Source organism: Mucilaginibacter sp. CAU 1740 (assembly GCF_039839285.1).
Classification (GTDB): Bacteria; Bacteroidota; Bacteroidia; order Sphingobacteriales; family Sphingobacteriaceae; genus Mucilaginibacter.
The window spans coordinates 241076-253460 of sequence record NZ_JBDOQS010000002.1 but is presented as its reverse complement, the minus strand read 5'-3'; the positions used below and the strand labels follow the sequence as shown (position 1 = coordinate 253460).

General features: G+C 42.5%; 8 protein-coding genes. 3 read left to right on the top strand and 5 right to left on the bottom strand.

The window, feature by feature from the left end; genetic code table 11:
- Positions 1-191: 191 nt before the first annotated feature.
- The 4 genes from AAFN85_RS05485 to AAFN85_RS05470 form a co-directional block, all read right to left on the bottom strand.
- Positions 192-1007 (bottom strand): tyrosine-protein phosphatase, encoded by an 816-nt coding sequence (locus AAFN85_RS05485; RefSeq protein WP_347525987.1) that lies wholly within the window; start codon positions 1005-1007, stop codon positions 192-194.
- A 67-nt stretch (positions 1008-1074) separates the two neighbouring features.
- The gene (locus tag AAFN85_RS05480; protein ID WP_347525986.1) at positions 1075-2649 is read right to left on the bottom strand and encodes a SusD/RagB family nutrient-binding outer membrane lipoprotein; all 1575 of its coding nucleotides are present in this window, start codon (positions 2647-2649) and stop codon (positions 1075-1077) included.
- 26 nt (positions 2650-2675) lie between these two features.
- The gene (locus tag AAFN85_RS05475) at positions 2676-6050 is read right to left on the bottom strand and encodes a SusC/RagA family TonB-linked outer membrane protein (protein ID WP_347525985.1); all 3375 of its coding nucleotides are present in this window, start codon (positions 6048-6050) and stop codon (positions 2676-2678) included.
- A gap of 278 nt (positions 6051-6328) precedes the next feature.
- Positions 6329-8902 carry a BamA/TamA family outer membrane protein gene (locus tag AAFN85_RS05470; protein ID WP_347525984.1) on the bottom strand — a complete coding sequence of 858 codons (2574 nt, stop codon included), beginning with the start codon at positions 8900-8902 and terminating at the stop codon, positions 6329-6331.
- A gap of 246 nt (positions 8903-9148) precedes the next feature.
- Between AAFN85_RS05470 and AAFN85_RS05465 the strand changes: the two genes are divergently transcribed.
- The gene (locus AAFN85_RS05465; RefSeq protein ID WP_347525983.1) at positions 9149-9448 is read left to right on the top strand and encodes a hypothetical protein; all 300 of its coding nucleotides are present in this window, start codon (positions 9149-9151) and stop codon (positions 9446-9448) included.
- Positions 9449-9514: 66 nt separating this feature from the next.
- On the opposite strand, the gene AAFN85_RS05460 is transcribed toward AAFN85_RS05465, so the two are convergent.
- Entirely contained in the window at positions 9515-9988 is a 474-nt protein-coding gene (locus AAFN85_RS05460; RefSeq protein ID WP_347525982.1) for a DNA starvation/stationary phase protection protein, read from the bottom strand.
- 480 nt (positions 9989-10468) lie between these two features.
- Here AAFN85_RS05460 and AAFN85_RS05455 point away from each other — a divergent pair, with 480 nt between their 5' ends.
- Positions 10469-11533 carry a hypothetical protein gene (locus tag AAFN85_RS05455; protein ID WP_347525981.1) on the top strand — a complete coding sequence of 355 codons (1065 nt, stop codon included), beginning with the start codon at positions 10469-10471 and terminating at the stop codon, positions 11531-11533.
- Positions 11534-11543: 10 nt separating this feature from the next.
- Positions 11544-12371, top strand: coding sequence for a glycosyltransferase family protein (locus AAFN85_RS05450; protein ID WP_347525979.1), 828 nt, complete (start codon positions 11544-11546; stop codon positions 12369-12371).
- Positions 12372-12385: the final 14 nt, after the last annotated feature.

Below are 12385 nucleotides of genomic sequence, written 5' to 3'. Positions count from 1 at the left end.
CGGGTCGGCCTGTCACCCTGAGCTTGTCGAAGGGTCGCGCGCAGAGGCCCGCCCACCATGCTTCGACAAGCTCAGCATGACACCCATTTTTAAACATGTCATGGGTAGGTACGAAGCAATCGCGAACTATACAGGGCGAACCTGAATGTGTGCGATTGCGTCGTACCTCGCAATGACATGGTTGACATTACTTAATCCAAAAACTTAGCCCTAAGCGCCTTGATATCCTTATCGGTTAAACCTATCTGCGTTTTAAGATAGTTATCTATAGAACCATATTGCTTTTTAATAGCCGTAAAAGTAGCATCAAGATACTCCTGTTTAACACTCAGCACATCTTTGGCTACGTTCTCATCTATCTTCATAAACTTCACCATACCATTAACCGATTTTTCATTTTCGGCAGCACGGTAATAGTTTGAAGCTTCGTAATCCTTCATAATGGTTTCGTACGGAACACCTAAGCTATATAGCAATAACGCGGCACCAATACCGGTACGATCTTTACCCGCGGTGCAATGAAATACCAGGCTTTTATCTTCGGGCATGGCCAACAGTTTACCGAAAAATGGCTTGTATCTATCGGCAAGGAAGGTTGTATTTGAATAATAAGCCGTCATAACCGAATCGCCGTGGGTTGTCTTCCTTAAGCTACTCATGATATTGCTATTAGCATCATCGCTGCCGGCCGGGCATAAAATATAATCGGTATTGGGGTTCATACGGTCAGGAGCCTGTTTTGATTCCTGGGTACCGCGCAGATCAACATCATATGCTATTTTGCGCTCGGCTAAGGTGGCCAGGTCCTGATCGGTAAGCTTGCTCATATCGGCACTGCGGTAAACTTTACCCCATTTTACATGGTGACCGTCTTTGGTTTTATACCCACCAATATCACGGAAGTTTACAGCGCCTTGTAATTCAACTTTACGTTTGGCGCTATCAGCAACCTGCGCCTGTGCATGTCCTGCAGCACAGGTGGCAAGAAACAATAATATTTTTTTCATACTCGTTTTAAATGGAAAAAACAGAGGCCCGAAACCGGGCCGCTGTTTAATTAATTATGTACGTATATTATTTAGTAAGCCATGTATCTTTAAATACATCTTCGGCACCGCCAAACTGGCTGGCGATAGCTTTTTGATAGTTGGCAGCATTTGAGTTGATCTCATCCAAAGGATACAACCAACGGCGTGGCAATTTACCGCCAACTGTGCCTAAACCGGTACCACCTTCGCTAAATGCAGGCAGGTTGGTACGACGATGGTTCATATATGCTTCCCAGCCCGAGTTCATGAAGAAGGCAACATATTTTTGTTGCAGGATCTGGCCAAGTGCAGCAGTAGTTGATGTTAAATTATAGCTTACATTAGCCAAAAACGTTGCATTATCAGTAGTTGCAGTACCAAGGGTTTTACCACCCACATCAGATATATTAACTGTTGAATTTGCATTAACATTTAAGCCAAAGTTGCTGAAAGAAGCTGCGATACCCTTATCATACCATGCTTTTGCATCGGTTGCGGCAAGCGTTGAAGCCCAGCCACGGTTAATACCTTCGGCAATGTTAAAGCACATTTCAGGATAACCTATAAAGATGAAAAGCTCGGCAGTTGCACCGGTGTTTACACCTAAATAACGCTGAGCGTTAAAGAACGAGTATTTACCTGTAGCAGCCTCATTTTGCAGGGTTGCTAAAGAAGTACCCGGATCAGCACCTAAATAGTTTGAAAAATCGGCAACGTTAGTTGTAGTTACCGGGGTAGCCATTAAATAAGTACGTGGATCTTTTGTAGAGGTTGTGATATCCAATACAGTTTTACCAACGTTCATAAAGTTATTGTACGAGTTGCTACCGGTAGCGAAAATTGGGTATAAGTTGGTAGCGTTAAACCTGTAAACAAGGTTATCGCTGTTGCTTGTAAATACAGGATAAGTGGTAGCATTGCCAACAATAGCGGCAAATTGTTGTTTAACATTCAGGTCGGCATTATCATCAGCCCTTTTGCTTAGGCTAATCAGTATCCTTAACCTGTAGCTGTTAATTACTTTTTGCCATTGCAGGTTAGTTAAGCCGAAAATATCGCCGGTATCAAAAATTGTTGAGCCTGAGCCAACAGCAGTCATAATTGTATTGGCGTCATCCAACAACTGTAATGAGTTTTTGTAAACATCGTGTTGGGTATCAAAAACCGGTGTAAGGAAGTTGATGTCGCCAGCCTGGCTCATAGGGATGTCACCTACCCTTTGTGACAACCAGATAGCCGAATACGCCCGGAAGAATTTTGCCAAAGCAAGGTATTTGTTACTGGCTGGAGAGCCGGCTATCTGCGCTTTAGCCTGTACCTCTAACTGTATAGCATATTTCAATATTTCGTAGCTATGACCGCTGTACGACCAGGTATCTTCGTTAGTACCCCAATATTTGGCGTAGTTTGAAACCTGAAACTGGTTTGATTTATTTACATCGCCAAATGGCATCTCTTCGCTCCTTACCAAAATGGCGGTAAGGTGGTTCACTATTAACGATACCGGGATAACCGAGTTAGCGTTAACAGCGTTGGGGTTTGAGTTAAGGTTTCCCTTCTGGCAACTTGTTATCGACATTGCCAAAACAACCGCCGCTGTGATAAATTTTAATGCTTTCATCTTTATAAATATGTTTTATAAAATTTTTAGAATGTTACGTTAAGGTTAAAACCGTACCTGCGGGCAGTAGTACTTTGCAAAGCACCGTTTGCAGCGGCACCACCGGTTGTGTTATCGGTTGAGTTATAACCAGAAGCGTATTGATCAATATCAAAGTCTTTGCGGGCAGCAAAGTATAACAGGTTCCTGCCAACCAATGATATTGAAGCGGCTTTGATCAAGCTACCTTTTAATATTTTAGAAGGAAGGTTGTAACCAATTGTTACCTCGCGCAGTTTAGCAAACGACCTGCTGATCATGTACTGCTCATCGATAGATTTAACGTTACCGTTCAGGTAGCTCTGAACTGTAATTGGCGTTGTATTTGGAGCGAAAGTAAGCTCATTTAAGTTTGAGATAACACCATTTTGGAATTTAGGTGTACCGCTGATAATTTTAACACCGGCACCTTGCTCGTTACCTAATAAGGCCGGGGTTGGTGCTTGTGTACCAACTTTGGTTGAGTTCCACTCGGCTAAACGTGCAGCGCCGATAACACCTTGTACGGTTGAAAGATCGGTACCACCTTGCCTTGTAGCATAGAAGTTATAATCATAAATAACACCACCTATACGGCCGTCAAACTGGAAGCTGAAAGTGAAGTTTTTGTATGAAAACCTGTTGTTGATACCAAAAGTAAAGTCGGGGTTTAAATGGCCTAATGAACCATACATTTGGCTGTTTGAGCCTGATGCTTTCATCAATACACCACTTGCATCATATACAATGTTGCCATTGCCATCGCGCAGGTATTTGGTACCGAATACTTCGTCAACCCTGTCGCCAACAGCGTAGTTGTGGTTACCTACGCCCAACGCGATGGTATTATTTGTTCCGTAACCAATTTTAGATAAGGTTTCTTTAAATGTAGAGTAGTTAACGTTCACATCCCATGATAAGCCGTCTTTGTTACGGATAGGCGAACCGGTTAATGATAACTCCCAACCAGCTCTTTTGGTAGTAACCGCGTTTTGGTTATAAGCAGAGAAGGTAGTTGAAGGAGCAATAGGGAACTGATAGATCTGCGGACCGTTTTGAGTATCAAAATAAGTTACATCTAAACCTAAACGGTTGTTAAGGAATTTAACATCCATACCACCTTCGTAAGATACGCGGTTGAATGGTTTCAGGTTAGCGTTAGCCTTTGTGTTTGAATAAGTAACCGAAGGCTGGTTATTGTATAATGTTGAATATGAAGCAGCATCCTGGTTGGTGTAGCTTGGACCATCGTACGAGCTATATAACTCAGTACCATAGTTTAACAAGGTGCTGGTTGTGATACCGGTAACTTGTTTGTAAGCAGTACCAACGGTTGATTGTGTTAAACCGCTTTTAATATCGGCAACAGAAGCCCTTACTTTCAAGAAGCTGATCACCTCTGGCAGTTTCACATAATCAGATACTGCTGATGAGATCGAAGCTGATGGATAGAAGAAAGTATCGTGACCTTTAGCAAAGGTTGATAATTTATCAACACGACCGGTTGTATTGATGCTTAAGTATTTATCAAAACCAAAGTCGAACGAGTAGTAACCGCTATATACCTGCATTTTTGAATCCCAGGTGTATGAAAGCGGAGCCTGTACCGAGTTTGATAATACGTATACGTTAGGCAAGGCCAAAGCACGTGTAGTACCGTAAAAAGAGTTGTAAGTAAATGAACGTGAGTTACCACCCAATAAACCACTTACAGAAAACTTACCGAAGGTTTTGTTGTAGTTTAATTGTAAGTCGGTGTTGTTTTCAAACAGCTTACGGTCGTCTTCTCGATAATCACCGTACCAGCCAAATTTATACCATGATGTATAGGCATTTAAGTTGGCCGATGAAGGTACTTGCTCAGTACGTTGCTGGTTCCAGGTAGATACCTGTGAACGTAAGCTCAGGTTCAGGTCTGGTGTAATTTTATAGTTTAAACGCAGGTAAGCGTAAATATCAGTTTTATCATGACCACGTAACCATTTTTTAGCCATGAACCATGGGTTATTTAAACGACCGTACTCTTGAGCGTATTGTACAAGATCCTGCACACCCATTGGGCCTTTGTAAATATCTTCAAGGTCGCGCACGTCATAATCTGCCGAGCCGTAAACCTTAAACATGTAAATGTAGCTGTTAGGACCGTAGCTAACATCCGGGATGTTTGGAGTGTATTGTTTGTTAAAGTTGATGTTTCCGTCGATGGTCAGCTTAGATGAGATATTGTAGCTGGCATTAAGGCTGAAGTTATCAGAATTTAACTTTGTATTAGGGAACATACCCTTTTGGTAAAGGTGGGTATATGAAAACCTGGTATTGTAATTTGAACCACTTGCTGCAACAGCTAAGTTATTGGTTGAAATTAAACCGGTTTGCCTAAAGTTATCAAAGTTATTTTTACCACGTGCTACCCATGGAGTTGGTGTACGTACGCCGGTAGTAGTGTTATAAGGGCTATCGTACTGGCGTAATAACTGGCCTTCAAAACGAGGACCATATTCGCCTAAACGGTTACCATTATCATACAAAGCATCAGCAGCAGGTACGTATACGTTGCTGTTATCTTTAGCCTGGTACTCATAGTGGTAAGCGTTACCACGACCGTATTCAGTTTGTGCTTCAGGAGCAGCGATCAAACCACCTTCAAATAAAGTACTGCTGTTAAAGTTAACTTCCCAGCCTTTTTTATCGTTAGTACCTTTTTTGGTGGTGATGATGATAGCACCGTTGATACCTCTTGAACCGTACAATGCCGCGGCGTTAGGGCCTTTCAGTACAGTGTAAGTATCAATATCGTCAGGGCTGATATTCCAGGTATCTGAGTTGATCGGGCTACCGTCAACCACAAAAAGAAGGTCTTTGCTACCACGCAAAACAATCTCCGGGCGGCCCAATAACTCGGCGTTGGTACCCACTGTTAAACCCGCAACCTTACCAGCCAATGAGTTGATAGGGTTAGGCTCACGGGCTTTTACCAATTCCGGACCTTTAACTTCCTGAACGGTGTAACCTAAACGGCGGGTTTCTTTTTTTACGCCGTAAGCAGTTACCACAACTTCAGTTAAAGCTTTCGAATCATTTTTTAATTGAACCGAGATATTGGTTTCAGTACCGATGGTTACTTCTTGAGTGGTGTAACCTATAAATTTAAAAGTTAACACTTTGCCCTTTTCAACGGCAAGTGTAAAGCGGCCTTCTGTGCCTGTTACGGTACCAAAGGTAGTACCTTTAATTTGTACGCTTACGCCAGGTACCGGCTGATTGGCCTCGTCTAATACGATACCCCTGATTGTTAAACTTTGCGCAAATGAGGTGCTGTAAGCAAGCACACCTATTGCTAAAAGCATGAACAACCGTGAAATTTTAAGTAAATTTTGTTTCATTGCAATACAGTTAGTTTGCAACAAAACTACCCCCGCGGTGTTAAGACAGGATTTTCAGATTAACAACATAAGAATAAGGAATTATAAAGAAATGCATTTTAAAGCCCCATTTCACTACTTAATGTTAAATATTCCTTAATTATTTTACCAATAGTACAATTTGGCACACCACAAACATAACACACTCAAAATCAAAACAAAACAAAAATGGCCAGGATCCTGTTAATTAGACCCCGGCCATTTTTCCTTTCAGTTATACAACTTTTCGCTCTGATTAATTAAAGCCTAAAGTTGAGCGAAATGTAAGGGTACCAACCCTCGTTTGAGTGGCCTGCCAGCAACTGCAAAACTGTTAAGCTTGCCGGCGCAAAATATAAGCCGCCGCCCGTACCGGTATGCCATTTATCCGAGTGCTCGTCATCTACCCAAACACGGCCTGCATCGTAAAAGCCTACAAGGCCTAACTGGCCAGGTAAAATATAGCTGGCAATATCGGCAAGTTTAACCCTTGCCTGCAGGTTGTTGAACACCATATGCTTACCCGCAAAGCGGTTTTGCAGATATCCCAACAAATTACCCTGTCCGCCCAAAAACATCGATTGATAAAAGGCTGGCTTACCAAAGCTTACGCCACCGCCTACCCTATCCGATAGTACAACAGCGCCACCCGGTGTAAGGCTTTGGTAGTAGGTAAACTCAGGTTTTATCTGCACAAATGATTTTGAATAATCATTAAGGCCTTTGTACCCCTGCGCAGTTACTGTAAAATAAAAACCTTTTTTTGGCAGGATATTGTTATCCCGCTGATTGGTGGTGTAATTAATAAGCGCGCCTAAATGAACTTTATCCTTGCCAACTGTTAAACTATCGTACGAGTTGATAAGCGATGTTTGATTAATAAACCTGCCTGTATTATCCGATATATCAAGATGATAATACTGAAACGACGGCCCTACTGTTACATCGCTGTTTTTACCGGTATGCCAGCGCAAACCGGGATCAAACTGGTAAATATCATAACGGGTACGGTAAAAAGTACGGTAACCCGGAAACTTATTCAGCACACTCTCGTTACCGAGGCCAAAAAAGTTTACCGTATTATCGGGCGATTGGATATTGGCCTGCATCACAAAATCGGCCTTGCCAATAGCATCAATCCATTCGCCGCTATACCTTATCCTGAATGCATCGGTAGCGAACGAGTGGGTGATCATTACCTGCTGTATGGTTGAATATGGCCTTTTCCTAAAACCATCGTACCCCGTATATTTAAAACCAAGCCCTAATAAAAAGCCATCATCCTTGTTTAAGGCAGCGGTAGCCAAAGGCATCCATACATTATATAGGTTAGTTGGTAAAAACTCGGTATTTAAAGTATCGTTTGATAAATGCTTACTTAACCTGCCGGTTTTGCCGGTAAAAGTCACGCTATCCTCACGCCCGTAAAAATTTACCGTACGGTTAGCTTCCTGCACATCAACAGTTTTTTTACCTACGCTATCTATCAACCTTAATTTTATAGGCGATTTGGCAGTATTGATCTGCACCTTATCGTCGCCTGCCGAGGTATATAGCCTGATCTCTTTAGTGATATCCGGGTTATAGATCATATCCATCAGCTGATCCTTAGTTTCGCCGTCCTTATTTATCCTTGATACCGTGACACGGGTAGCGTTATCGGGCGCGTCGGTTACAGTGATCAACTCGCTTTTATCAGTTGTGCGGATATCAACAATACGGTTAATGAATTTATAATACTCGGTCATTGCCGCCGGAATATTATCGCGGCGTTTTTTGAGCGTGGTAAGCATTTCATCATGACGGAACTTGTAGATCTCCTTTGGCAAACGCTGTAAACTGGCCTCCAGCACGGCGTCGCTCTCGGCTTTTACAAACTCGTTCACTATTTTCATATATTCATCATAAGAAAGCTGCGCATCGGGGTACTCCTTCATAAACTTCGTTTTAAAAAGCGAGTATTTTACACGTGGAATATCACCACTAAAATCTTCCAGCATAGGATCGATCCATGGCAACGCGGCTATTGATGGAAAAACGCCCTGCGTAACGTGAAACACCTGGTCGCGATCACGCGGAACGGCGGTGTACAATTTGCCCTTACCATTTTTGGCATCAGCCCAGCGCCACTGATCTTCGTGACGGTCCCAATCGGTCATGAGCAGGTCAAGTAATCTTGCCCTTAAAAACTCACGGCCATCTACACGGTTATCGTTACTTTTTAAAAGCGCATCCTCCATTTTAAAGGTATTGTCTGAGTGCCCGGTAGGCTCACGCTCCTCCAAAAGGCAAACCAGGCCTACAAATGTTTTGCTGTATTGACCAAGGGCAGGATCATCAACAACAACACCAATAACGGGGTTGGCATGAGGTACGTTCGCGGCATCGGCCAGGGGCGGCACAACCAATGCGGTGTAAGGATGCTGCCCGCTAAACTCGTCGCCCACCCAATCAACAGCAAACGTTCCCTGCAAATTTGGCGGAAGCAATTTATCCGGAACCTTTTCAACACTGCGCAATACCCATTCGCGACCGCTTTTATCCTGAAGCCTTAACGATTTGGATTCCATACCCCCACCTTGTTTCAGGGGGCTTAGACCGCCGTTTACCTCCGATAATTTAATTATTGGCAGTCTAACCTTCATGGCCCAATCCTTACGGTAATTTTCGCCAAATAGCCAGCGGTGGATGCCGCTAACATTATCATATGAGGCATGAACGGCAACAACGGTACTATCAGAAAACTTTTGCCAGGCCGATGGGGCTATTGCCTGGCCGCGCGCATAAAAACCGGCGGCTATAAATAAAGAAGAGACAAGTAATTTTTTTGTCATGGGTATATGTATTAAGATGAAGGAGCTTTAAAAATACAGAAAAACACAGGCAAGTTGCGAGCCAAACAATAACAAATTGATTCACAAACAAATACAACTAAAACCAACCTCGTTAAATGACGACATTTCGTTATTTGGACTTAATAAAAATTCGACATCGCCTTTAATAAAGGATTTTAACAAATGAATAGCATCAACGATAACTATTTTTGATAGTTTTATCGATATCTTAATTGAACCTTAACAATGGCTACCAACAATAAATCGCCACATATATTAAATGCCGCGTCAAACCTGTTGGGGCTTTGCTTTGTGGTGCTTACATCATTAAAATTTCTGAATTTATCGCAACGTACTTACATCGATGAAACAGTAACCATCGCTTTGGTATTTTTTATGGCGAGTTGTATCCTTTCGTTTCTATCTATCAGAGGGAATTTAAAAACAGGCGGACGCTGGGAAACCACTGCCGATTATTTGTTTTTGAGCGGAATGATAGTACTGTTCATTACGGCCCTGCTTATACTATTTAATGTTATAGCCTGATAAGTTATCCTACCAGGCTATAATTATAGCCCTTATATAATAAGGGTATAGATCCGTGTTAGAAGATTATCTCACGTGTGCCCTTAGCATCCAGGCCATTTTTTCGTGCGTTTCCATTAAACCGGTGATGTAATCGCTGGTACCGGCATCGCCCAGATCGTTGGCAAAATAGTTGATATTTTCGCGCAGGCGGATGATCAGGCTTTCATGGTCATTAAGCAGTTCGCGAACAAAGCCCTCGCCATCATTTTTTTCGTGCAATTGTTCTGACAGATGGGTTAATTGCAAAAAGCTTTTCAGCGTTGCAGGAGCATAATGACCTAATGAACGGATGCGCTCGGCCACGCTATCCATGATCTCGTCCAGCTCATTATACTGCGATTCGAAGAATAAATGTTTACTGTGAAAATCCGGGCCTTCAACATTCCAGTGGGCGTTGCGGGTTTTGGTGTATAATACAAACTCATCGGCCAGTATGCCATTTAACGCGTGTGCAACTTTAGCAAGGTTTTCGGGGGTGATACCAATTTTAGGCTCCATGTTTTTATTTTTTATAGATGATTGTGTTGATCGATTTTCAGTCCGGGTGTAAATAACATCCTAATCGGTGATAAAAATAAAAAGCCTGAGCGCTAAATAAAATAACATTTGTCACTTATACTTAATCATGACAAAAGCGTTTAAATCTTCCCACTTAGCCGTCCTAATCCAACTGCCGACAGCCATATATAAATAATATATTTATTTAACATCTACTTTGTGTTAAATCGGCACAAAGCCTTTTAATTAACACATTCTTACAACCTGATTATTAACAATCTGCCGTGTTTGTTAATAAATAATTTCTTCCCTATCCCTGCTTAATAATTTAATAACTATAAGTTCTCATTATCTAAAAATAGCCCGCCTACATTTATCAAATCATAAGTTTTTACCCGATAGATGCTTATGTAATTTAAACTAACATGATAAAATCGTTAATCGATGAATCAAATCACAAGCGCTAATTGAAATAAAAGGATGAAGAAAATATTGTTCATTACCGGTTCAATTAACCAAACCACACAAATGCACCAGATAGCCAATGAGCTACCTGAATTTGATTGTTGGTTTAGCCAACTGTTTACAGATAACGCGCCCCTTAATTATACTTTAAATAATACCAGGCTTTTTAACGGCACGGTATTATCCAATAAATTCAGGCTGATATCTGAAGAGTACCTTAACAATCATAGCCTGTCGATAGATTTCGCTGCAAAGAAAAACCGGTATGATCTGGTAGTATTCTGCACCGACCTGATAGTGCCACAACGCATGCGCCAAACCAAAACTATTTGGGTACAGGAAGGCATGATTGACCGTTATACCCCATGGAGCCATGTGGTGCGCAACCTGAAACTACCACCTACCCTATGCGGCAACACATCACTTAACGGATCATCAAACCGCTGTGATATTTATTGCGCTGCATCTGAAGGCTACCGCCAGTATTTTGCAGGTAAAGGCACGCCAGAAAATAAGATCGTAGTAACAGGCATGCCTAACTATGATAATCTGGCGCAGCATATAAATAATGATTTTCCGCATCATGGCTATGTAATGGTAGCTACCACCGATATGCGCGAAACCTTCCGCTTTGAAAACAGGATAGCGTTTATTAAGAAAGCTGTAGCCATAGCAAATGGTCGCCCATTGCTGTTTAAGCTTCACCCAAATGAAAACGCTGACCGTGCCGAACGGGAGATCAAGGCCCATGCGCCGGCAGGCACACTCATATATGCCAAAGGCAATACCAACCATATGATAGCCAACTGTGTTGAGCTGATCACCCAATACTCAACCGTTGTTTACACCGGTATAGCCCTCGGTAAAAAAGTACACTCCTTATTTGATGTGGAGGAGTTGAAAAGGCTCACTCCTATCCAAAACGAGGGCACATCGGCAAAAAATATCGCCGCTTTGTGCCGTAGTTATATAAACCATAAAGGCAACGCGGAAGCCTTTGACGCCAACATGGCCTTAGCAGAATATCAGGCTAACGAAGCAAACCTGCAATTAAAAGAAGAATTAGTAGAAAGCTGGTAAGCCAATTACCATGACAGAGAAGATACTGATAGTGATACAGGCCCGTATGGCCTCGAGCCGATTGCCAGGCAAAGTGATGTTACCTATACTGGGTAAAAGTTTGCTTGCGCGGATGATTGAGCGTTTGCAGATGATCAAACACGAGGCGCAACTGGTGATAGCTACATCCGAAACAGCCGACGATGATATAATCGAAGTAGAAGCTGCCAAAATTGGCATCCCTTGCTTCCGTGGCAGCCTCAACAACTTACTCGACAGACACTACCAGGCGGCCAAATTATTTAATGCCGATGTGGTGTTAAAGATTCCTTCAGATTGTCCGCTTATTGATCCACGCGTAATTGATGAAGTACTGGATTACTTTTTTGCCAACCGCGATCAATTTGATTTTGTAAGCAACCTTCACCCCGCCACCTACCCGGATGGCAATGATGTAGAGATCATGACCATGGATTCCTTGACCAAAGCCAGGGAAAATGCCACACGCCCTTTAGAACTGGAACACACCACTCCCTACATCTGGGAAAACCCCGAACTATTCAGGATAGGCAATTTTGCATGGCCAACGGGGATGGATTATTCCATGTCGCATAGGTTTACGATTGATTATGCGGAGGATTATTATTTTATAGAAAGGGTTTTCAGGGAGCTTTATCCTGAAAATAGTGCTTTTTCCTGCCAGGATATCCTTGACCTTCTAAACGCTAAACCCGAGATCTGTAACATCAACGTGCAGTACGCCGGTGTGAACTGGTACCGCCATCATATCGACGAACTAAAAACAGTATCGGCCGATAAAACAAGGCAGGCACCTGCCGAGAATATACAGCAACTATAACAACGAAAGCATAC